Annotated in this window: 20 protein-coding genes; 10 read left to right on the top strand and 10 right to left on the bottom strand. The window is 57.9% G+C overall.

From position 1 onward, the window contains the following. The first annotated feature begins 41 nt into the window (after window positions 1-41). Window positions 42-1,637 (top strand): L-aspartate oxidase, encoded by a 1,596-nt coding sequence (gene nadB, locus VEG30_18430; protein HXZ81912.1) that lies wholly within the window; start codon window positions 42-44, stop codon window positions 1,635-1,637. Between the two features lie 65 nt (window positions 1,638-1,702). Here the strand turns inward: nadB and VEG30_18435 are convergent, their stop codons facing one another. Then, complete coding sequence (locus tag VEG30_18435) at window positions 1,703-2,626, bottom strand: ABC transporter permease (GenBank protein HXZ81913.1); 924 nt, start codon at window positions 2,624-2,626, stop codon at window positions 1,703-1,705. Between the two features lie 64 nt (window positions 2,627-2,690). Between VEG30_18435 and VEG30_18440 the strand changes: the two genes are divergently transcribed. Next, window positions 2,691-3,494: a hypothetical protein gene (locus VEG30_18440; protein HXZ81914.1), complete on the top strand. Its 804-nt coding sequence runs from the start codon at window positions 2,691-2,693 to the stop codon at window positions 3,492-3,494. A 364-nt stretch (window positions 3,495-3,858) separates the two neighbouring features. On the opposite strand, the gene VEG30_18445 is transcribed toward VEG30_18440, so the two are convergent. From VEG30_18445 to ccmA, 3 genes are read right to left on the bottom strand one after another with little or no spacing between them, the layout of a single operon-like run. After that, entirely contained in the window at window positions 3,859-4,560 is a 702-nt protein-coding gene (locus VEG30_18445; protein HXZ81915.1) for a cytochrome c biogenesis protein, read from the bottom strand. Further along, entirely contained in the window at window positions 4,557-5,234 is a 678-nt protein-coding gene (locus VEG30_18450; GenBank protein HXZ81916.1) for a heme exporter protein CcmB, read from the bottom strand. Before VEG30_18450 ends, VEG30_18445 begins: the two co-directional genes overlap by 4 nt. After that, a complete protein-coding gene (gene ccmA, locus VEG30_18455) occupies window positions 5,231-5,932 on the bottom strand; it encodes a heme ABC exporter ATP-binding protein CcmA (protein HXZ81917.1) in 702 nt (233 codons plus the stop codon). Before ccmA ends, VEG30_18450 begins: the two co-directional genes overlap by 4 nt. 142 nt (window positions 5,933-6,074) lie before the next feature. On the opposite strand from ccmA, the gene VEG30_18460 reads away from it, so the two are divergent. Beyond that, complete coding sequence (locus VEG30_18460; GenBank protein ID HXZ81918.1) at window positions 6,075-6,533, top strand: hypothetical protein; 459 nt, start codon at window positions 6,075-6,077, stop codon at window positions 6,531-6,533. A 14-nt stretch (window positions 6,534-6,547) separates the two neighbouring features. On the opposite strand, the gene VEG30_18465 is transcribed toward VEG30_18460, so the two are convergent. After that, a complete protein-coding gene (locus VEG30_18465; protein ID HXZ81919.1) occupies window positions 6,548-7,030 on the bottom strand; it encodes a cytochrome c maturation protein CcmE in 483 nt (160 codons plus the stop codon). 136 nt (window positions 7,031-7,166) lie between these two features. Between VEG30_18465 and thiC the strand changes: the two genes are divergently transcribed. Further along, window positions 7,167-8,642, top strand: coding sequence for a phosphomethylpyrimidine synthase ThiC (thiC, locus tag VEG30_18470; GenBank protein ID HXZ81920.1), 1,476 nt, complete (start codon window positions 7,167-7,169; stop codon window positions 8,640-8,642). A gap of 138 nt (window positions 8,643-8,780) precedes the next feature. On the opposite strand, the gene VEG30_18475 is transcribed toward thiC, so the two are convergent. Both VEG30_18475 and VEG30_18480 read right to left on the bottom strand, forming a co-directional pair. After that, a complete protein-coding gene (locus VEG30_18475) occupies window positions 8,781-9,299 on the bottom strand; it encodes a hypothetical protein (GenBank protein HXZ81921.1) in 519 nt (172 codons plus the stop codon). 137 nt (window positions 9,300-9,436) lie between these two features. Then, the gene (locus VEG30_18480; protein ID HXZ81922.1) at window positions 9,437-10,366 is read right to left on the bottom strand and encodes a patatin-like phospholipase family protein; all 930 of its coding nucleotides are present in this window, start codon (window positions 10,364-10,366) and stop codon (window positions 9,437-9,439) included. Between the two features lie 118 nt (window positions 10,367-10,484). Between VEG30_18480 and VEG30_18485 the strand changes: the two genes are divergently transcribed. From VEG30_18485 to VEG30_18510, 6 genes are all read left to right on the top strand, one after another. Next, window positions 10,485-10,994 (top strand): NUDIX domain-containing protein, encoded by a 510-nt coding sequence (locus VEG30_18485; GenBank protein ID HXZ81923.1) that lies wholly within the window; start codon window positions 10,485-10,487, stop codon window positions 10,992-10,994. A gap of 484 nt (window positions 10,995-11,478) precedes the next feature. Then, window positions 11,479-13,902, top strand: a complete 2,424-nt coding sequence (locus VEG30_18490) for a 3-hydroxyacyl-CoA dehydrogenase NAD-binding domain-containing protein (GenBank protein HXZ81924.1) — start codon at window positions 11,479-11,481, stop codon at window positions 13,900-13,902. Window positions 13,903-14,134: 232 nt separating this feature from the next. Further along, window positions 14,135-15,313, top strand: coding sequence for an acetyl-CoA C-acyltransferase (locus tag VEG30_18495; protein ID HXZ81925.1), 1,179 nt, complete (start codon window positions 14,135-14,137; stop codon window positions 15,311-15,313). Between the two features lie 81 nt (window positions 15,314-15,394). Continuing rightward, window positions 15,395-17,191: an acyl-CoA dehydrogenase family protein gene (locus tag VEG30_18500; protein ID HXZ81926.1), complete on the top strand. Its 1,797-nt coding sequence runs from the start codon at window positions 15,395-15,397 to the stop codon at window positions 17,189-17,191. Window positions 17,192-17,390: 199 nt separating this feature from the next. Then, complete coding sequence (locus VEG30_18505; GenBank protein ID HXZ81927.1) at window positions 17,391-17,942, top strand: DUF2911 domain-containing protein; 552 nt, start codon at window positions 17,391-17,393, stop codon at window positions 17,940-17,942. A gap of 157 nt (window positions 17,943-18,099) precedes the next feature. Beyond that, entirely contained in the window at window positions 18,100-18,285 is a 186-nt protein-coding gene (locus tag VEG30_18510) for a zinc ribbon domain-containing protein (GenBank protein ID HXZ81928.1), read from the top strand. Between the two features lie 57 nt (window positions 18,286-18,342). On the opposite strand, the gene gcvPB is transcribed toward VEG30_18510, so the two are convergent. The 3 genes from gcvPB to VEG30_18525 all read right to left on the bottom strand — a co-directional run bounded on the left by gcvPB (window position 18,343) and on the right by VEG30_18525 (window position 21,872). Further along, window positions 18,343-19,857: an aminomethyl-transferring glycine dehydrogenase subunit GcvPB gene (gene gcvPB, locus VEG30_18515; GenBank protein HXZ81929.1), complete on the bottom strand. Its 1,515-nt coding sequence runs from the start codon at window positions 19,855-19,857 to the stop codon at window positions 18,343-18,345. After that, the gene (gcvPA, locus tag VEG30_18520; protein ID HXZ81930.1) at window positions 19,857-21,179 is read right to left on the bottom strand and encodes an aminomethyl-transferring glycine dehydrogenase subunit GcvPA; all 1,323 of its coding nucleotides are present in this window, start codon (window positions 21,177-21,179) and stop codon (window positions 19,857-19,859) included. The genes gcvPB and gcvPA overlap by 1 nt, the downstream gene beginning before the upstream one ends. Window positions 21,180-21,479: 300 nt before the next feature. Further along, window positions 21,480-21,872, bottom strand: coding sequence for a hypothetical protein (locus VEG30_18525; protein HXZ81931.1), 393 nt, complete (start codon window positions 21,870-21,872; stop codon window positions 21,480-21,482). Window positions 21,873-21,937 lie beyond the last annotated feature (65 nt).

Genomic DNA, 21,937 nt, shown 5'->3' on the forward strand with positions numbered 1-21,937 from the left:
GGAGGCGGCGCGCCCAGCTGGGTGCTAAGATTCCCGCCCGAATGAAAAACGTTCCCGCTGAAACCGACTTTGTAGTTGTGGGCGCAGGCGTCGCCGGAATGCGCGCTGCCATCGAGCTCGCCTCCGCTGGTCAGGTTTTGGTGTTGGCCAAACTCGAGCTCACCGAGTCCGCAACTCAGTACGCACAGGGAGGAATCGCAGCCGCGCTCAGCGACGAAGACGAAATCGGCCTGCATTTGCAGGACACCCTCAATGCGGGCGATGGGCTCTGCAACGTCGATGCTGCTCGGGTACTGGTGGAGGAAGGCCCGGAACGCATTGAAGAGCTGATCGCCTGGGGCACCCAGTTCGACCGCGCCGGAACCAAGCTCGCCTTCACCCGGGAAGGCGCGCATAGCCGCAATCGTATTCTGCACGCCCATGGCGATTCTACCGGCCAGGAGATCGCCCGTGCCCTCTACTTCAAGGCGAAATCCCTGCATAACGTTGCCTTTTGCGAGTTCGAGTTTGCCACCGATCTTTTGCTCGAAAATGGACAGGTCGCCGGCCTCACATTGCTCACCGAAAAAGGCGTGCCCCATCCCGTGCTCGCCTCCGCCGTTCTGCTCGCCACCGGCGGCTTAGGCCATGTCTACCGCGAGACCACTAATCCCGCAGTCGCCACCGGCGACGGTGTAGGCATGGCCTACCGCGTTGGGGCGGAAATCAGCGACATGGAATTCGTGCAATTCCACCCCACCGCGCTCTACCTCAAAGCTGCGGCCCGCTTCCTGCTTTCTGAAGCCTTGCGCGGCGAGGGCGCCTATTTGCGCAACGAAGCCATGGTGCGCTTCATGCCCAAGTACCACCCCATGGCCGAGCTCGCGCCGCGCGACGTAGTTGCCCGCGCTATCGCCCACGAACTGGAAGTCAGCCGCAGCAAAGATCCAGTTGTCTATCTCGACCTGACTCACAAGAATGGCGAAGCACTCAAAAAACGCTTTCCTCGCATCTATCAAACCTGCTTGCAGTACAACATCGACATCACCACCGATCTCATCCCCGTCCGACCCGCCGCCCATTACGCCATGGGTGGTGTGCGCACCGATCTTGACGGCCGTACCAGCCTTCCCCGCCTCTTTGCTGCGGGAGAAGTAGCCTGCACTGGAGTTCATGGAGCCAATCGCCTGGCCAGCAACTCTCTGCTCGAAGGGCTGGTGTATGGCGCACGCGCCGGCCACTCTATGCAGGAGCAAGTCAAACCCGCCAGTCATGCGACTTCTGAAGGCTCAACTGGTAAACCTCCAGCCGAGTCCGCCGCTGTAACCAATCAGCCTCAGTCCGGCAAAGCCGCGGAAGAAGTGATCCGCCATGTGCAGGAAATCATGTGGCGGGATGTGGGGATCGTTCGCAGCGGCGACGGCCTGAAGAAAGCCATTTCCCAGCTCGATCACCTCCGTGCCTGCTTGCCTCGCGAGAACACGCGCCGCGCCCACGAAGCTCAAAACATCCTGCAGACTGGCCTGCTGATCGCCAGGTCCGCTCTCGTCCGCGAAGAGAGCCGCGGTGCCCACTATCGGATTGATTTCCCTTCCCCCAACGATGCCCGTTTCAAGAAGCACTCCATTGTGCAGAACGACAAGATTCGCTTCGAATAGTTGGCAGGGTCCGCCGAGGAAATCTCGAGAACAATTTGATCTGTTCCCTGCAGGTGACCGTCCGTTTACAGGCCCGCCTCGATGCGCGACCGTGGATCAAGGTAGTCTCGCAGCGCGTCACCAATGAAGTTGAAGGACAGCACCGCCAACATCACTGTGATGGCAGGAAAAATTACCAGGTGAGGAGCATCGAAGAGGTGTGACCGGCCATCATTCAGCATTGAACCCCAACTTGCCGTCGGCGGAGCTACTCCCAATCCCAGAAAACTCATCGTGGCTTCTGCAAGAATCGCGCCTGCCATGCCAATCGCGGCTTGCACAATCACTGGCTGAATCATGTTCGGCAGAATGTGGCGAGTGATGATCCAGAAGTCCCCTGCTCCGATCGCCCGCGCCGCTTCTACGTATTCTCTCTCTTTGGTTGCTAATACCTGTGCACGCACCAGCCGCGCGTAACCTACCCACCCTCCAATGATCAGCGCGAGGATCAGGTTAACCAGCCCCGGCCCAAGAAACGCCACGAACGCGATCGCCAGCAGGAACCCGGGGAACGACAGAAACGCGTTCATCATAATGATGTTCACAAACCGGTCGATGCGGCCCCCATAGTATCCCGCGGTGCATCCCACCAATAAGCCGAGCAGCAGCGATCCGGCGACAACACTGGCTCCCACCAGCATGGAGATTCGCGCCCCGAAGATGATGCGCGACAGGATGTCACGCCCCAGTTCGTCCGTGCCCAGCCAGTGCCGCGTGGAAGGTCCCAAAAGCCTCGCCGGCAGCTCGATCTGCGATGGATCATAGGGCGCAATCCAGGGCGCAAAGAGCGCGAACATCACGAAGACCAGGATGAACAGAGCTCCCACCGTCGCCAGCGGGTTAAATCGGAGCGCACGCCAAAGTGCCTCGATCTGCCCGCGCGCCGGACCAGGCTCAATTGCTTGTGTAACCGATGCCATCGCGATCGGCCCCATCATAACCGAAGCCATTCTCGTGTACGATCATGCAAGCGCATCTTACCAATGAATAGTCGCGACCTCGGAGGTTGCCCGGATGCCCCATTGGATCAGCACGTTCATCTTGACCGCAGCATTAGCTCTGCCCAGCGTAGCCGGGGTCACCTATACCGCCGAAACCCGAACGGTAACCGCCGAAGATCCTGATCATACGGCCGACATCAAGGTTCGCGCTCTCGTCAGCGGCAGGAAGGCACGCGTGGATTTTCTGGAAAGTGAACTGCCTGAACTAGGCAAAGGCCGGTATCTGCTCTCTACCGACGAAGGCAAGACCGTCTACCTCGTCGATCCCGACGGCAAGACATTTGCTCTCTGGGACGCGGATAGCATGGTTTCCGGCATGGCCGATCTGATGCGCCGCATGCGCTGGCAGATGAAAGTGCACTTCGAAGAGCCGAAAATCGTAAAGCTGCTCGACGAGAAAGGTGAGATGGTCGCCGGCCTGCCCACGCGCCACTACCGCTACCGCACCAGCTATCGCGTGCGGATAGAGCTGGCCGGCACCGATACCATCAACACCACCGTGGACGAAGATATCTGGACAACTTCGGTCCTTCAGGAACCCGGCCTTCGCCTCTGGCTCAAGCAGGATCCACCAACCTCCGGCGACGACCAACTCGACCGCATCATTCGCGAGGAGAAGTCCAAGATTCAGGGATTTCCGCTAAAGAGAATTACCGTCACCAAGAGCATCGATCATCGCGGCAAGGCCAGCGACAGCCGGACCGAGATGATCGTAATCGAGATGAAGACCCTCCCGGTAGACGACTCAGCCTTCCAGATCCCGTCTGGCTACAAAGAAATGGATCTGAGCAAGCGCGTACCGTTGCATCGGGACTGAAGAGAGACTACTCAGGGTCTCCGTCAACAACGATTCTCGGAAGACTTGGATCTTGGGAAGCTGCGATTTCGCGCAGAGCTTTCCAAGCATTAGCTCGAAGCTCCAAATCGCTGCGAAACCGATCGGACCGTGTGGCTTCTCGGAAGAACAAGAGCACCATTTCCAAATCGGCGCCGCCTCCGATCAGGCGGCGAGTATCCGCGAGACGCTCTTGTTTGCTGTTTTCCGGCAATCTCACTTGAGCATTCTTACTTGCGCGCCAGTTCTTCCGCTTCATCCCTCACCCGCTGGAATCCCCGGGTCAAAATAACCAGATAAACAATGTGCACCAGCCAGGTCACCGCGTACGCTGCATAAAGAAATTTCATCTCCGGATCCTCACTTCAGGCTCTACCAGCGACTTCATGGCGTGCGCCTCCTCAACTCTTTGTCGCACCCGCTCCAGCGTGTAGCGAAGCCAAATCAGTAGTCCGGCCAGCGCCAAAAACGCCACCCAGTTGACCATGAGCGCATATTTCATTTGCGGATCGATGCCTGACTTCGGACCCCCACCAAACACCGGCTGAGGATGCTGCGTCCGAAACCAGCGGATCGCCATGAACACAAATATCGCATTGAGTGCGCCAAACACACCAAACACAGCCGCCAGCACCGGATTCGGTCCACCTACGGAAAACTTCCTGAGCATCAGATAGCCGACGTAGATCAGCCAGAGCACGAGCGTGCTGGTGAGGCGCGCGTCCCATGCCCACCAGATCCCCCACACCGGCCGAGCCCACAACGGGCCGGTCAAAAGCACAACTGTGCAGAACACCACTCCAACTTCGGCCGTCGAAACCGCCACCGCGTCCGCCTGCGGGCTTCGCCGCGCCAGAAACCACAACGACGCTGCGAAATTCGCCAGAAAGCACAGCAGCGCGGTCCACGCCGAAGGCACGTGGTAATAGAAGATGCGCTGCACATTGCCCATCGTGGCTTCCGTGGGCGCGGCTACCAGCGCCTGGTAAAGTCCATACGAAAGCAGCAAGAGCGTGATCAGGGCGAAGATGGTGAATGCCGGTTTCATTCCGCCTGCAAAATCGTATCGAAGAGCAACAATCCGAGGATCGTGAAGACTATATCGTAAACCAGCAGGAAGACGAGCGAGAGCCGCGGCGAGGCTTCTCCCGTCAACGTAGCAGTCGTGGCGCTCACCATCGCCAGTAGCGCTGGAATCGATATCGGAAACAGGATCAGCGGCAGCATAACTTCGCGGCTGCGGGTGCGCATCGACATCGCCCCAAAAAATGTCCCATTCACCACCAGCGCCCAATTCCCCAGGGCGGAAACGAGCACCAATTCGTGCACCGGTCGCACGCTGCGCAGGTTGTAAAACACCACGAACATCGGTGTCATCAGCAATTCCAGCACGGTCACAAACAGAAAATTGCCGATCACCTTCGCCAGGAACAGAGACTCAGCAGGCGCCGGCGATACTCGATACGCGTCCAATGCCTGGTTTCGCAGCTCGCGCGCCCACGTCTGATTCAATGCCACCACCGCCGCAAAAAGCAGTGCCACCCAGATCAGACCGCCAGCAATCTGTCGCGATTCCTCCGCTGACAAATCAAATGAGAAGCTGAAAATCACTACCACCAGCAGCGCAAAGAACAGCATGGCGTTGACTGCGTCTTTGGAGCGCCACTCCAGGCGGAGGTCTTTGGTTAACGTGACGCGGAGAACGGCGATCAATGCGCTCATAATTGTGTCAGTGGCAGCCCAGCCATTGCGCCGCGGCCTCGTGTGTCCTGGGCAACAATCCTTCCCGCCGACATGGAAATCCATTCGTCAGCCGAGCTCTCCAGCAGAGCCGCCTGGTGCGTCACCAGAATAATTGTCGCTCCCGAGTCGCGCCTCTGCTCAAGCAGGCGGATCATCTCCTGCGAGGATTCGCTGTCCACATTCGAGAAGGGCTCATCCAGCAGCATGAGCTGAGGGTTGTTCAGAATAGCTCGCGCCAGCGAGAGACGCTGCCGCATCCCCTGCGAATACTGCCCTACGCGGCGGTTCAGCTGCGGATCCAAACCCACCGTCCGCATCGCCTGCTCGCACGCTGCCTCCCCCACTCCATAAAGCCGCGCAAAATATTGCAGATTTTCCATTCCGGAAAGTTCGTCGTAAAGCATGGGGGCATGGGCCATGTAACCCATGCGTCCATTCACGTCGTGAAGGCTGGTCGAACCCAGAACTGTCACGTTGCCGTGCGACGGCTCAATCAGCCCCGCGATCACGCGCAGCAGAGTCGACTTGCCTGCTCCGTTTTCTCCTAGCACGACATAAAGGTGCCGCGCCGCGAAGCGAGCGCTCACCGAGCGCAGCGCCGCAAAGCGGCCGTAGAGCTTCGAGACATTCTCCAGGACCACTGTATTCGGTAGTTCGGGAGGGGAAGTCACCGCCACGATTCTATTGTGCCTTCAGCCCAAAGCGCACTTTTATTGCTCTCGCGGCACATTTTCCGAGGGGACAACTACCACAGCGCTATGCCAGCTTCGCACCATGGTAACGCGGTACTTCGGAGCCGCTCCGGATAGAATTTCCAACGTGATCAGAGATTTCAGGACTGGCGCAAGTCTCGTGCTGCTGGCGGTGATTCTATTTACAGCCGCCTGCCAGAAGCATGTCCGCGAAGGCGTAGTCGCCGAACGCCCCACTCCAATCGCTTCCGATTGGGTGACTGTCACCCCTCCCAGGCCCCTGGTAGCCACTAAAGGCCGCTTCCAGCACCTCGATATGACTGTCAGCAACGATCTTCTGGCGAGCAACGACCAGTTCGGGTTGCAACTGCCCAATGGTGCGGTCGTAATCCCCGAGGTGCAGCTACTCGACTCTCAGAACAACGCTTATCCACTGGATGAGGTGGGAATCAGCGGCCGGCAACTCATGTTCAGCGGCGAAACCCTGTTAGGCTCCGTAGGTACTCGCAAATTTGCGCGCGTACAGATCCGCTGTCAGCAGCCTGTTACAGTTTCCAGCATTACTTGGTTTGATTCGCCACGATAAGCCTGCGAGACGCTTCAGCTTCCCTGAGCTGCTGGAACGGCGGCATTCGCCCTCTGCGGATTATTACCAGTCGACGCCGGCTTTGCGGGTTCTCCCGGGGCTCGCTGTTGCTGAGGAGCGTATTTCGAAGCACACTTAGCCTGAATCTGCTTGGCATGAAAAACGCCATCCCGCCCAAACTGGCCCTCAGCGAGCGCCTGTGAATCATCCTTGAAGGTATCGGGAGGAGCTTCGGTTCCGTTGTAAACCACCGGCAAGGTTCTCCCTTCTTCCTGCAAAGTAAATTCCAGGTGGGATCCCCGCCGCTGAATTGAACCCGGCACAACGTTGCCCGCCACTCGCAGCCGTTTGCTGTAGCGGCTATTGTCCATCGCATTTAACTCTTTGATGGTCACGTAGTAGCTCTTACTCTCCTGCACTCCCGTCCACGCAAGGTAGCCCAAGGCGACGAGAATGACAGTAATAGCGAGCCCAAAACGGATGTATCGATTTCTCATACTACTCCGGACGGGGACACAACGAATCTACTCGCGCTGAAGCCGAGGGTCAAGAATCACACGCCATTGTCCATACTCTATAGGGCGGTATTCGCGGCGTATAATCGTGGTTTTGGAAGCTCCCGAGGGAAATTTCATGTCGCATCCCGATCCCAATAATAATGGCAACAACGGAAACGGCAGCGCCTGGATTCAGAAGCCCCGCAGCCAATGGATCCGCAAGCGCCAGGAAGAAGCAGCGCGTACCGGCGATGACAACGTCTCACAGACGCACTATGCCCGCCGCGGCATAATCACCGACGAAATGGAGTTTGTGGCCACACGCGAGCGGCTCGATCCTACCGTGGTTCGCGACGAAGTTGCCGCCGGACGCATGATCATTCCCGCCAACATCAATCATCCCGAGCTCGAGCCCATGTGCATCGGCGTGGCGTCCACGTGCAAGATCAACGCCAATATCGGCAACTCCGCCGTCACGTCCCATGTGGAGGAAGAACTGCGCAAGCTGCACACTGCTGTGCATTACGGTGCCGATACCGTAATGGACCTTTCCACCGGCGGCGGCATCCATGAAATTCGCGAAGCGATTCTGCGTCACTCACCCGTGCCAATTGGCACGGTGCCGATCTATGAAGCCATCGCTCGCGTTAAGCGCGTCGAAGATCTGAACGCCGATATCATGCTCGAGGTGATCGAAGAGCAGGCGGCACAGGGCGTGGATTACATGACCATCCACGCTGGAGTGCTCATTCAGTACCTGCCCATGATCTCGAAGCGCATCACCGGTATCGTTAGCCGCGGAGGCGCAATCCTGGCGCAGTGGATGGCTCATCACCACAAGCAGAATTTCCTTTACGAACGCTTCGAAGATATCGTCAAAATCTTCAAGAAGTTTGACGTTTCCTTCTCACTCGGCGATGGCCTGCGCCCTGGCTGTGTCGCCGATGCCAGCGATGAAGCCCAATTTGCCGAACTGAGGACCCTGGGCGAACTCACTCGCATTGCCTGGAAGCAGGACGTTCAGGTCATGATTGAAGGCCCAGGCCATATCCCCATGGACAAGATTCAGGAGCAGGTGGATAAGGAAGTCCAGATGTGCGATGCAGCTCCCTTCTACACGCTCGGCCCCCTAGTCACCGACATTGCCCCCGGCTACGACCACATCACCTCAGCAATCGGTGCCGCCATGATCGGCTGGTACGGCGCTTCCATGCTCTGTTACGTCACTCCCAAAGAGCACCTCGGCTTACCCAACGAAAAAGACGTCAAGGACGGCATAATCGCCTACAAGATCGCTGCCCACGCCGCCGACGTTGCCCGCCACCGTCCCGGCGCCCGCGATCGCGACGACGCTCTTAGCTATGCCCGGTATACCTTCGATTGGGAGAAGCAGTTCGCTCTTTCTCTTGATCCGGAGACAGCGCGCTCCATGCATGATGAAACCCTGCCCGGCGATGACTACTACAAGGCTGCCTTCTGTTCCATGTGCGGCCCCAAGTTCTGCTCCATGAACTATTCCTCCAAGGTGGACGAATACAACCGGCAGGTGCATGGAGTTGAGAAGAAGGATTACTCGGAGCTGGTCAATCAGCTGGTCAGCCTGAAGCGCTAACCGGCAACTATCGTTGTTATCCTGAGCGCAGCGCCCGCTTGGTTTTTCTGACCCACGCATTTTGCGGGTCGCGGGCGCGGAGTCGACGGATCTTGCGGTCAGAGCCTGTGCGCTGCAACTCCGTGAGCTCTATCAGGACTACGCAGCCTGCGACAATTCCTGCGGCCTGCGCTCTGGCCCCTGGTATCCCGCAAGCTTTCGAAGGATGTACTTGCCCTTGCCAGTCAGGAATAAGGCGATCTCACGGGCGATTTCACGAATCAGCAATTGATCGCCCACTGACAGAGTGTGATCTTCTTCAGCCAGCACCTTGATCGCACCCAGCACGCTCTGTCCCACCGATACTGGCACAATCACGCGCTCCCCGCCTTCTGGTAAACCGCTGGCCGCACCCGTCGAACCCAGCACTGCCTGCAATTCAGCATCACAGTCATCGCCCTTAGTGATGCAATCGGCCGCCATCTCCCCCACCCCACGGAAGGCGATGGCAATCGAGTTCCCTGCTGCCTGCAAGTAGAGCACCACCGACCGATAATGCCTGCCTTCATAGAGCAGATCCATCACGGGCTGCAGACGTGGTTGGCGCTGCCGCACATTCTGCCGCAATACACTGCGTACTTCCGCCAATAGCTCTCTGGGATCGCGATATCGATGCAAGGGGCACTTCCCCACAGGTTGGATTCAGTAATGTCAGTCTAAGTCGGGGTTGACCGCCCGTCAACGAACAACCAGGTGAGATACTCTGCCGGAGCGGGCCTCGCCGCATTGCCCCGGGTCAATGACAGGAACCGTGATTACAAGCCTGTAGCCGGTGCGGAGGCGGCCCGCGGTGCTGTTGTCACCGTCGCTTTCGGGCCGAGTGTTATTGCCGGGGTTTCATTGAGCCAGCCGCGAATGGTCGGCATCGCCAGGCGCGCAGCCGTCTCGCCGGCAGCGATCAACTCAACGCAGCGATCAAAACTGTCGTAACTGAATCCACGCACGTCAGGATTCATCACCACATCCGCTTCCGATTTCCAGACGCTGCTCATGCGTTGCTGCGCGATCGAGAAGCACTGCCCGATGACGTCGAAAATGTGCCGCGGTCCATTAAGATTCATGCTATCGCCATTGAGGTGGACCGCAATCACCCGCCTTGCGCCCATCTCGCGCAGCGGCAAAGTAGGAACCGCATTGGATAGCATGCCATCAACGAGCAGCCGCCCTTTTATGTTTACTGGCAGAAACATTCCCGGATACGCGCAACTCGCGCGCACTGGATCGATCACATCGCCGGACGTGAATACGACAGCATCGCCGGTGACGAAGTCGGTGGCGGTTACCGCCAATGGGATCCGCAGCTCCTCGAAAGTCATCCACTTCAGCGTGCGCCGCAGGAAACCGGTCATGCGGTCGTTAGAAGCAAACCCGAAACGTGAAATTGTCCAGCGTGCAAAATGTTTGAAGCGCACTCGCAGTGCTATTGCCTCTAACTCGTCGGCCGATAAACCGCAGCACAAGCCTGCGCCAACTACAGCTCCGACGCTTGTGCCTGCGACAAAACTGATAGGAATATTTTCCTGCTGCAGGACGCGAATTACGCCGATATGGGCAAGGCCGCGCGCAAAGCCCCCGCCCAAAGCCAGACCAATTTGCGGGTCAGAAGCAGAATTAATGACTCGAGGACGCGTCAGCTCATGAGTAAACGCGTCCAAAACCCGAACCAGCTTACCCAATACATTCACGGCCCTTGTCCCCACATCTTGCTGCCGCTACTTCTATCAATTTAGGATGCTGATTTCAAAGGGAATGTTTGTACCAGCCGTTACATGCGTACCCACTCGGTACCGGAGCCTCCACTGAATGGCGCGCGAAATCTCCGCCGGGGGAGTCCTGATAAAGCCTATGAAAGAGGGCTGGTCGATAGCTGCCATCGAACCAAAACGCGATGATTCCCAGGTTTCTGGCAAGAAAAGTACCTCCAAACCAGTATTCGCGCTGCCCAAAGGCCTGGTAGATGCCGGTGAAAAACCGGAGCAAACCGCCATACGCGAGGTACGCGAAGAAACAGGCATCACCGGCGAGATCGTCACCAAGCTCCGCGACATTAAGTATTTCTATGTACGTACGTGGGCCGGCGGCGAGCGCGTTTTCAAGATCGTCAGCTTCTACTTGCTGCTCTATCGCGCTGGCCGCATCGACGATCTCTCTGAAGAAATGAGAGTCGAAGTCCGCCGTGCCCTCTGGCTCCCCCTGGAGGAGGCCCCACAGAAACTCGCGTACAAAGGCGAACGCGAGGTAGCCCAACTGGCACTCGATTACCTGAATCTCCACCCGGACCTGCGAGCTTCGGCAAACGCCCCGGAGCATTAAACCGAAGAACCACCGCCATACATGACCTCCCAGCATTGTCAGCCCGGCCAAGCGATTGGCGGCGATTCAGTCGCGCGTGGGGACCTGCTTCTTTCAGCGCGAATTTGTGGGAAAATTTTTCTTCGCAACCAGCCCTTCACCTCACCCTTATCCGTGAGCGCTGTACTTGCCATCCCTCACTGTTCATGATATGCGCCAGCGTTACGTAAGTTCCCGATTTTTCAATCACTTACTTGACATCTGTTGCCCTGGTCCGATACCCTGAAAACAACTTAATAAGGCGCGCGTCGATGCCATCCTCACCCCACATCTTTCGGCGCGCGCCGTTCGTGTTTTTGGGTCGCTTTCGCCATCGCCCTGATCAAGGCTCACGTCCCTTTGTAATCTCGAGGGTGCAACCCAATGCCTTCCCATTCCTGTACACTGACCGGTCCGCCTCACTCGCAGGTTGACGAACTCCTCATGCTTTAGTTCCACTAATCTCATGATCAAGCGCATTGATAAGGTCGCAATTCTGGGCGCCGGCACCATGGGCGCACGTATCGCCGCTCACCTCGCCAACGCCGGCGTGCCCTCTTATCTTCTCGATATGGTCCTGCCCGATTCCGATGGCGAGGCGCGCAACAAAATTGCCGCCGCCGGACTCGAGGCGGTCAAGAAATCCAAACCCGCTGCTTTGTTCGAGCCCGGGCTAGCTCGCCTCATCACCATTGGCAACTTTGAGGACAACCTCAAGTGGCTGGCGGAGTGCGACTGGATCGTCGAGGCGGTGATCGAGAACCTGGAGGCCAAGCGCGAACTCCTGCGCCAGGTGGAAAAATTCCGCAAGCCGGGCACCATTATCACTACCAACACCAGCGGACTTCCCGTAGGCAAAATCGCGGAAGGATTCTCCGACGACTTCCGCCGTCACTGGTTCGGCACACATTTCTTCAATCCACCCCGCTACATGCGGCTGCTGGAGCTGATCCCCACTCCGGAAACCGATCCGCGTGCTCTCGAAGCCATCGCTCAGTTCGGCGATGTGCGGCTGGGCAAAGGAATCGTGCACGCCAAGGACACTCCCAACTTCGTCGGCAATCGTATCGGCACGTTTTCCGTGCTGAATGTGATGCGCGTTATGCAGGAGATGGATCTCACGATCGAAGAAGTGGACGCTCTGACCGGACAGGCTGTAGGTTGGCCCAAGTCAGCTACCTTCCGCACCATCGATCTGGTGGGCCTGGACGTCCTCGGTCATGTGGTCAGCAACATGAGCGCCAACGTCAAGGATGAGCGCGGCGATCTCAAATTGCCCGATTTCTTCCATCAGATGCTGGAGCGCAAACTGCTCGGCGATAAGACCAAGGGCGGCTTCTATCGAAAGCAAAAATCGGCGCAGGGAGAGGAACGCTTCGGCATTGACTGGAAAACGCTGGACTACCGCCCCCGCAAAAAGGCCAGCTTCCCCTCGCTCGAACTTGCCAAAAACATTGAAGATCCCAGGGAGCGTCTACGCACGCTGATCGGCGTGGAAAGCGGCGGTCCCGCAAAAAACGATAAGGCCGGTCAGTTCCTGTGGACCACGCTCTCCGACTTGTGGACCTACTCTGCTAACCGTATCCCCGAGATCAGCGACTCCATCGTCGAGATCGATCGCGCCATGCGACTCGGCTTTAACTGGGAGATGGGACCATTTGAGCTTTGGGACGCAGCCGGCGTGGAACGCACCGTGGAGATGATGAAGAAGCAGGGCAAGCCCGTGGCTGCCAATGTTGAGAAGTTGCTGGGCTCGGGCGCCAAGTCCTGGTACCAGGATGCGCCCAAAGCCGCCTCCGGTCGGGCTCACTTCGATCTCTGCACCTTGAGCTTTAAGCCAGTCCACGTGCCCGAGGGCGTATGGTCGGTTGAAGTCGCCAAGAAAAATGTCGGTGGCGTGGTCAAGAAAAATGCCGGCGCGTCTCTAATCGACCTGGGTGATGGCGTGGGCTGTATCGAATTCCACTCCAAGATGAACGCCATCGGCGGCGACATCCTTCAGCTCATTACTCAAACCCTCAAGCCCGGCGGCCCCGGCGAAATCTTCGACGCCTTCGTCATTACCAATGACGCCGGAAACTTCTCCGTGGGCGCCAACATCATGCTCCTGCTGATGGCCATTCAGGAGCAGGAATGGGACGAGATTGACTTCATGGTCCGCGGCTTCCAGGGCATGACCCAGGCCATTAAGTTTTCCGCAAAACCCACCGTAGTCGCGCCTTTTGGCATGACCCTGGGCGGCGGCTGCGAAGTCGCCCTGCATGCGCCTATGCGGCAGCCGCACGCCGAGCTCTATATGGGGCTGGTTGAAGTAGGCGTCGGCCTGCTACCGGGTGGCGGCGGCTGCAAGGAGATGACACTGCGAGCCGTCGATAGCGCGGCGGCCATCCGTCCCGACGGTCGGGGCGAATCCGTCGAGCTGATGGAAGCCATGAAAAAAGCCTTCGAGACCGTTGCCATGGCTAAGGTTTCCACCTCCGCCAGCGAGGCGCGGCACCTGGGATTCTTGTCCAGCGGCGACCCGATAGTCATGAACCGGGAACGCCTGCTGGCCGATGCCAAGTCGCTAGCTTTCGAGATGGTGCGCCTCGGCTATAAGCCTCCGGTGCCCCGTGCTGACATCCCAGCTCCTGGCGAAAGCATCTTGGCGACCTTGAAGCTCGGCGTCCATCTAATGAAACAGGGCGAGTACATCACCGACCACGAAGTCAAGATCGGCAATAAAGTGGCTGAAGTCCTCTGCGGCGGGGCGGTATCGGCGGGCACGCCAGTCAGCGAGCAATACCTGCTCGATCTGGAGCGCGAGGCCTTCAAATCATTGTGCGGCGAGAAGAAAACGCAGGAACGGATTGCCCACACCCTGAAAACGGGCAAGCCGCTGAGGAATTGAGGATCGATGCACCACAGAGGACGCGGAGGAACATAGGATGAGAACGACTCTGCCCAGCAATAGGTTGAAGGCATGTGATTCGCCCAAGAGTCTTGAGGCATGGTACCGAGAAATGCCGCAAGATACGGCACGGGAAAACGAAGCCGAAGAGTGGTGCGAGGGCCTTCTGAATGAGGTATGCGATTAAACTTCAACAAAGGCGGGTGGAGTGCTGCTCTGAGAGAGGATCATTATGCGGGAAGTCGTAATTGCAAGTTCAGTTCGTACGCCGGTCGGCAAAGCCTATAAAGGCACGCTACGCGCCACCCGTCCCGACGAGCTGGCGGCGGTGGCCATCAAAGGTGCCTTGGAGCGTGTGCCGCAGGTCGATCCTAAGGAAATCGAAGATGTGATCCTGGGCTGCGCCATGCCGGAAGCCGAGCAGGGCATGAACGTAGCCCGTATCGCTTCTCTGCGTGCAGGCCTGCCGGTAGATATCTCGGCCATGACCATCAACCGCTTCTGCTCCTCCGGCTTGCAGGCGATTGCCTTGGCGGCCGAGAGGATCATGGCGGGTGGCGCGGAAGTAATCTTGGCAGGCGGCGTGGAATCGATGACCATGATCCCGATGGGGGGACACAAGGTCTCGGCAAACCCCTGGCTGGTCGAGCACTACCCCGACGCATACCTTTCCATGGGCTTGACCGCGGAACGATTGGCGCAGCGTTACGGCATCTCACGCGAGCAAGCCGACGAATTCTCCCTGCACTCGCACCAGAAAGCCATTGCAGCAATCCAAGCAGGCAAATTCGATAACGAGATCGTTCCCGTGCCCGTCAGCTTCACCACTCCCAATGGCGCTAAGCCCAAGCGGGTGGAGATCACATTCAAAATCGATGAGGGGCCTCGTGCCGACACTTCTCTCGAAGCCCTGGCCTCGCTTAAGCCTGCCTTCCATGCCAAAGGCACCGTTACGGCGGGTAACTCGTCTCAAATGTCCGATGGCGCGGCAGCGGCTGTGGTGATGTCCGCAGATCGCGCGAAAGCTCTGGGCATAAAACCCCTGGCGCGCTTCGTCTCGTTCGCGACCGCCGGCTATAAGCCCGAAGAAATGGGAATAGGTCCAGTATTCGCCATACCCAAAGCACTGAAGATCGCCGGCTTGAAGCTGTCCGACATCGACGTGATCGAACTGAACGAAGCCTTCGCCATACAGTCGTTGTCAGTGATCAAGGAAGCCGCCCTCGATCCCGCGAAGGTCAACCCCAATGGCGGAGCCGTGGCCCTGGGGCATCCGCTAGGTTGCACCGGCGCAAAGCTCACGGCGACGATCTTGCGCGAACTCCAGCGGCGCAATGGACGCTATGGAATCGTGACGATGTGTGTGGGTGGGGGTATGGGGGCAGCAGGGATTTTTGAGAACTTGCAGTAAGAGCTTTTCCAACAATGAACGGCAAAGGCTGGAAGTAGACCTTAGTGGTGCTCCTGGTCCTTTGTGGTAAATGGAGAATCTATGGCGACAGCAACACTCAGCAAGAACAAAGTCATCGGCGGCAGTTTCCTCATCCAGGATTCTCCGCTCGAGGAAGTATTCACCCCCGAAGATTTCAACGATCAGCACCGGCTGATCGCGCAAACCACCGAAGACTTCGCCAACAATGAAGTTGTCCCTAACACTGACAAAATCGAGCACAAGGATTTCGCCGTCACCCGCGAGTTGCTGAAGAAAGCCAGCGAACTCGGCCTGACCTCGGTCGACGTTCCCGAGCAGTTCGGCGGCATGGAGATGGATAAAGTCTCCTCCGCCATCATCGCCGACCGCATGGCTAAGTCCGGCAGCTTTTCCGTCTCCTTCGGCGGGCACGTGGGAATCGGTATGCTGCCTATCGTCTATTTCGGAACCGAGGCGCAGAAGAACAAATATCTGCCAAAACTAGCTACAGGAGAGTGGATTGGAGCCTACGCGCTCTCCGAATCCTCCTCCGGTTCCGACGCTCTGAATTGCCGCGCCCGCGCCGTACTTTCGCCCGACGGCAAGCACTACGTGCTGAACGGCGAAAAAATGTGGATCACCAACGCCGGCTTTGCCGACGTCTTCATCGTCTTCGCCAAGATTGATGGGGAAAAGTTCACCGCCTTCATCGTCGAACGTAATTTCCCCGGCTTCACCATCGGTGCCGAAGAGCACAAGATGGGCATCCGCGGTTCCTCCACGTGTCCTCTCATCCTCAATGATTGCCAGGTTCCAGTCGAAAACCTGCTGGGCGAAGCCGGCAAGGGACACGTAATCGCCTTTAACATTCTCAACATCGGCCGCTTCAAGCTGGGCGCTGGCTGCATTGGTGGCGCGCGCACTGCTATGCAGAATGCCATTGGCTATGCCAAGCAACGCAAGGCGTTTGGCAAAGTCATCGCTGATTTCGGCATGATCCGCGAGAAGCTGGCCAATATGGCGACATACATTTACGCCGGCGAGGCCGCTGTCTACCGCACTGTGGGCATGATGGATGTGGCCCTGGCCGAGGTCGACAAACATGCTGCCGACGCCGCCTCCCAGATTCGCAAAGCCATCGAGGAATATGCCGTCGAATGCTCCATTATCAAAGTCTGGGGTTCCGAGATGCTCGACTGGGTGGTCGACGAAACCGTGCAGGTTTACGGCGGCTATGGATTCGTGGAAGAGTATCCCGCCGAGCGCGCCTACCGCGACTCCCGTGTGAACCGCATCTTCGAAGGCACCAACGAGATCAATCGCATGATCGCCACCGGCTGGCTACTGAAGAAAGCCATGACAGGCCAGCTCCCGCTGATGCCAAAGATCAAGCAGGTATTAGACGAAGTCATGGCTGGTCCCAGCTCCAGTGATGGCCACGAAGGACCGCTCGCTGCCGAGCGCGCCAACGTCGCCAATGCCAAGAAGATTGGCCTTTTCACTTCCGGAGCGGCATCGCAAAAATACTTGCAGGCCCTTGCGGACCAACAGGAACTGATGGGCGCATTAGCCGACATCCTCATCGAAACTTTCGTGATGGAGTCAGCTGTCCTGCGTACCCAGAAACTCGTGGAGCGTAGCGGCGAAACTGCAGCCGCGCTGCCTATCGCGATGACGCAAGTCTATGTCAGTGAGGCGATGGACAAAATCGAGGCAGCAGCCAAGAAAGTCATCCCGGCAGTCGCCGAAGGAGACATGCTTCGCACCCAAATGGCCATCCTGCGGCGTCTGGTAAAGTACGAACCCTTCAACACCGTTGCGCTTCGGCAACAGATCGCGGCCAAGGTGATTGAAACCGGCAAATACGTGACCGCTTAGGGGTGCAGTGGTCGCGAGTCTTGAGGGTGCCCCGTTCAAGCGCAGCTTGGGCGGGGCTTTTGTATCGCATATTCGTATTTCGCCAACTCATCCCGACAGTTCTCAAAGACCACCATGCGATTGTATTGGCTGCCACTGGTCTGGGATAATCCTCAGGCTCTGTCATACGTTTTTGCAGACATCTACTCCAGGAGGAAGAATGCGCAACAAAATTCTCGTGCCAGCCATTCTCTTGATCTTGGGCGTTACCCTGTACGCTCAGCAGGACAAGAGCAAGCGCCCCAGCCCGCCCGGCCAAGCCAGCGTGGCCTTCGCCGATGGAAAGAAGATCACCATCGACTACAGCCGGCCCAAGACTAACGACCCCAAGAGCGGGCAGCCCCGCAAAATTTTCGGCAGTCTCGTGCCTTATGGCGAAGTCTGGCGAACCGGCGCCAACGAAGCCACGTCGTTCGTCACCGAGGCGGATCTCATGGTGGGCAGCGCCCACGTTCCCGCCGGCCACTACACGCTTTACACCCTGCCTCAAGAAAGCGGCTGGAAATTAATCATCAGCAAGAAAACCGGCCAATGGGGAACTCCCTACCCCGGCGAAGCTGACGACCTGGCGCGCCTCGACATGAAAGTGCAGAAACTGACGTCACCTGTTGATCCCTTCACCATCTCTCTCGACAAGACAGGGGACAAGGCGGCGGTGTTAAAGATGTCGTGGGAAAACACCCAGGCCAGCGTTGACATCACTGAGCACTGATCGCGGGCCGTAAAGCCGCCACGGCCGCCGCAGCCCCATATCGTGCCAGGACAATGCACTGCTCCTGATGCAGGCGGTCGTCTCTTCCCGTTTTGCATCAGGCATGAGTCAATGCGATGGGGCGATTGAAGCTGACACCTGCCGGTCCTAGAATAGGATGAAACGCAGTGAGGTGCTTATGCCGGTATACGAATACTTCTGCGAGGCCTGCAAAAAAGAATTCGAAAAGACCCTCACACTCCACGAACACGACAAGAACAAAATCACCTGCCCGAAATGCGGCAGCAGGCAGGTACAGCAGATGGCCGCGGCCTTCACCGCCGTGACCTCAAAGAAAAGTTAGTTACCGCGCAACACGTAGTCTCTGGAGGCGCCGTCAATGTCGGCGTGTGCCTCTGACCTAGTCCGCAGCAGCCTTCGTCTCCAGCCTCCAGCGCAATAGCGGATTGCGCGCTGCCCTCACCTCGTCAAGGCGGGAGACTCTCGTACTATGTGGCGCCTGCAACACGATCTCCGGATCCTGCGCAGCTTCTTCCGCGATGGCTCTCATCGCCTCAACGAATAAATCCAGTTCCTCTTTGGACTCGCTCTCCGTGGGTTCAATCATCAGCGCCCCGGGAACGATCAGCGGAAAAGAAACGGTATAGGAGTGGAACCCATAATCGATGAGCCGCTTGGCAATGTCTCCAGTCCTCACCCCGTTTTTCTGCTGCAGGCGATCGTTGAAGACCACTTCGTGCAGCGTCGGGGTCTTAAAAGCTAGTTCGTAGACTCCCTCCAGCTTCCTGCGAATGTAGTTGGCATTCAGAACCGCGTCCTCTGTCGTCTGGCGTAACCCATCCGGACCATTGGCTAGGATGTAAGCTAGCGCGCGAACATGCATCCCAAAGTTCCCATAGAAGGCGCGAACCCGGCCGATGGACTGTGGACGGTCGTAGTCGAAACCCAGCGTCCCGTCCGGCTTGGTAATCACCACCGGCGCCGGTAAAAACGGCTCCAGGATTTTCTTGCAAGCCACCGGGCCCGACCCCGGTCCTCCGCCCCCGTGCGGAGTAGAGAATGTCTTATGCAGATTTAGGTGCATGACATCCACGCCGTTCTTGCCCGGCCGCGCTTTGCCCACCAGCGCATTCATGTTCGCGCCATCCATATACAGCAGCGCCCCCCGGGCATGCAGGATTTCTGCGGCCTGCTGGATATCCGATTCGAATATCCCCAGCGTATTGGGATTGGTCACCATCAGCGCCGCCACATCCTCGGTGACCTGCTTCTCCAGCGCTGCCAGGTCGAGCATGCCCTTGTCGCACGACTTCAGGTTCTCCACCTGATAGCCCGCGATCGACGCTGTGGCCGGATTGGTGCCGTGCGCCGAATCCGGAATCAAAATTTTCTTACGCGGGTTGCCCTGCGTTTCCAGATAAGCGCGTATCAGAAGAATTCCCGTCAACTCCCCCTGCGCACCCGCCGCCGGCTGCAGTGTGATCGCATCCATGCCGGTAATCTCCAGTAAGCAATCGCTTAACTGGCGGAGAATCTTCAAGGCTCCCTGAGAAATCCTCTCCGGCTGGTACGGGTGCGCATTAGCCAGACCATCGAGCCTTGCTACCACTTCGTTAATGCGCGCGTTGTACTTCATCGTGCAGGAGCCCAGCGGATACATTCCCGTATCTACGCCATAGTTCCACGTGGAGAGCCGGGTGAAGTGCCGAATGACCTCGATCTCGCTGACTTCCGGCAGTTCCGCTGGTTCGTGTCGCTCCACCGCTCCCAGCAGCTTCCCGGCATCTACCTCCGGCACATCGAGCGGCGGCAGCTTGTACGCCTTCTTTCCAGGAGAAGATTTCTCCATGATCAAGCCTTCGTTCTGCGTGACGTGCATGGTGGCTTTGGTGATCCGAGCGTTGATGTCTTTCATTAGGCCACTTCCTTCACCACTGCATCGATGTCGCCACGCGTCGTCAGCTCCGTGCAACACCACAATGCCGCATTCCCCAGCTCGGGATAGAACTTCTTCAGCGGGAATCCTCCAATGATTCTCTTTTCCAGCAGCTGATTGTTGATCACGTAAGGGTCTTCCTTGGTCTGAACCACAAATTCGTTAAAGCGGGGCGATCCTGAGAACAGGACCTTTCCCTTCTTCCCAAATTCGCCCGCCGCGTATGCAGCTTTCGCCAGATTTTGCTTGGCCAGGTCACGCATGCCCTCGCGCCCATAGACCGTCATGAAGATGGTCGTTATCAGCGCAATCAGCGCCTGGTTGGTGCAGATGTTCGACGTCGCCTTCTCCCGGCGGATGTGCTGCTCACGCGTCGAGAGCGTCAGCACGAATCCACGCCGGCCCTGCTTGTCAACCGTCTGGCCCACCAAACGGCCCGGCATTTGGCGGACAAATTTTTCTCTGGTGGCAATCACTCCCGCATACGGTCCGCCATACCCCAGCGGCACGCCAAAGGACTGGGCTTCCATCGCCACGATGTCAGCCTCCACAGGCGGCTTCACAATCCCCAGAGAGACCGCCTCCGCGATCGCCACCACCAGCAGCGCCCCGCGTTTGTGCGCGATTCCGGCTACTGCAGCCACGTCCTCGATGGTCCCGAAAAAATTCGGTGATTGAATCAGTACGCAGCTGGTTTGGTCGTTGACTGTCTTCTCGAGTGTAGTCAAATCAATGCGGCCGTGGTCCCCGTAACTCACGGCCGCAATTGGCGTGTCCTGGTTCTTAGCGTAAGTTGCCAATACTTCCCGATACTCAGGATGGACGCTGCGCGCCACCACCACCGCTTTTCGGCCAGTAACCCGCTCCGCCATCAACACCGCTTCAGTTGTCGCAGTCGAAGCGTCATACATGGAAGCGTTGGCGACTTCCATGCCAGTGAGCTCGCAGATCATCGACTGGAATTCAAAAATGGATTGCAGCGTGCCCTGTGCGATCTCGGCCTGATATGGCGTGTAGGCGGTGAAGAATTCGCCACGCGAGATCAGCGAGTCGATCACTACCGGCCGGTAGTGGTGGTAAGCTCCGGCGCCGAGAAAGCTCCTATATCCTTGAGCATTTTCCGCCGCTCGCTGCTGGAATGTGGAAAGGATTTCGCATTCTGCCATCTGGCGGGGCAGGTTGAGGTCGCCCTTGACGCGGGCGCTGACGGGAATCGGAGCAAACAGATCGTCAATCGATTTCGCTCCAATTTCCCGCAACATTTCTTGGCGGTCGCTTGGTGACTTCGGAAGATAGCGCATGAGATTTGCTTCCGCTTGGTGCTTTGTCCTGAGCCCACGGGTGACTCATCCTAAGCCCTTCTCTTCGGGGCGCAAAATGAGTACTTGCCCTATGGCATCAGGAAAAACGGCGCAACAGCGCGGAACTATTGATTGTAAAGCCCCGGAGCGCTATGCGTAAGGTGGGAATGAAAGGCCGGCACTTCCACCCGGTCTCGACAGCCCGTGAAACGGTGCTTGCCCAGTCTTCCCGAAGCGGGAATGTGGACGGGAATCATCGGCGCACCCACAGCGGGCAAAGCGGGTCGTTCGGTTGGTCAGCTATTCTTGTGTGACCGCTCGCCGTTCCCCTCGCTCGTCCTTTGCCTTAGTGGTCCGCTTCACCTGGAATCGCGAAGACCACGTGCAGGTGCGCGAACCCACCAGACGGATAGAGTCTGAATCGCGCCCTTCCCTGGCTACGATCAAGCTATGCATGGTGTAGCAAACGTTGCCCGAGTCGTACAGCCATCCATGCTCGATAGCTGGCTTCGGCGGAAGCGAAACTCCCCCTCCGCCGCCCATGAAAGGCTCCAAAGCCTGATCTGACGTTGACATCGGAAGCTCGATCGCGTCTTTTGTAGCTGACACCTGCGCAGGCTGCTCGCATAGTAATGCACCCGTGAACGCAGCCAGAATCAACAAGAGCGCAGCGAAGTACATAATGATTCGCATGCCGTCCCTCTCGCGCGAATTATATCTCCAAAAATGGAGCGCCATTTTGTTCGGGGACGAATGGC

This window comes from Terriglobales bacterium (genome assembly GCA_035624455.1).
Lineage (GTDB): Bacteria > Acidobacteriota > Terriglobia > Terriglobales > Acidobacteriaceae > DASPRM01.

Coding starts and splice junctions, on each gene's coding strand:
- nadB (HXZ81912.1), top strand. CDS start 42: ATGAAAAACGTTCCCGCTGAAACCGACTTTGTAGTTGTGGGCGCAGGC.
- VEG30_18435 (HXZ81913.1), bottom strand. CDS start 2,626: ATGGCTTCGGTTATGATGGGGCCGATCGCGATGGCATCGGTTACACAA.
- VEG30_18440 (HXZ81914.1), top strand. CDS start 2,691: ATGCCCCATTGGATCAGCACGTTCATCTTGACCGCAGCATTAGCTCTG.
- VEG30_18445 (HXZ81915.1), bottom strand. CDS start 4,560: ATGAAACCGGCATTCACCATCTTCGCCCTGATCACGCTCTTGCTGCTT.
- VEG30_18450 (HXZ81916.1), bottom strand. CDS start 5,234: ATGAGCGCATTGATCGCCGTTCTCCGCGTCACGTTAACCAAAGACCTC.
- VEG30_18465 (HXZ81919.1), bottom strand. CDS start 7,030: ATGAGAAATCGATACATCCGTTTTGGGCTCGCTATTACTGTCATTCTC.
- thiC (HXZ81920.1), top strand. CDS start 7,167: ATGTCGCATCCCGATCCCAATAATAATGGCAACAACGGAAACGGCAGC.
- VEG30_18485 (HXZ81923.1), top strand. CDS start 10,485: ATGGCGCGCGAAATCTCCGCCGGGGGAGTCCTGATAAAGCCTATGAAA.
- VEG30_18490 (HXZ81924.1), top strand. CDS start 11,479: ATGATCAAGCGCATTGATAAGGTCGCAATTCTGGGCGCCGGCACCATG.
- VEG30_18495 (HXZ81925.1), top strand. CDS start 14,135: ATGCGGGAAGTCGTAATTGCAAGTTCAGTTCGTACGCCGGTCGGCAAA.
- VEG30_18500 (HXZ81926.1), top strand. CDS start 15,395: ATGGCGACAGCAACACTCAGCAAGAACAAAGTCATCGGCGGCAGTTTC.
- VEG30_18505 (HXZ81927.1), top strand. CDS start 17,391: ATGCGCAACAAAATTCTCGTGCCAGCCATTCTCTTGATCTTGGGCGTT.
- VEG30_18510 (HXZ81928.1), top strand. CDS start 18,100: ATGAAACGCAGTGAGGTGCTTATGCCGGTATACGAATACTTCTGCGAG.
- gcvPB (HXZ81929.1), bottom strand. CDS start 19,857: ATGAAAGACATCAACGCTCGGATCACCAAAGCCACCATGCACGTCACG.
- gcvPA (HXZ81930.1), bottom strand. CDS start 21,179: ATGCGCTATCTTCCGAAGTCACCAAGCGACCGCCAAGAAATGTTGCGG.
- VEG30_18525 (HXZ81931.1), bottom strand. CDS start 21,872: ATGCGAATCATTATGTACTTCGCTGCGCTCTTGTTGATTCTGGCTGCG.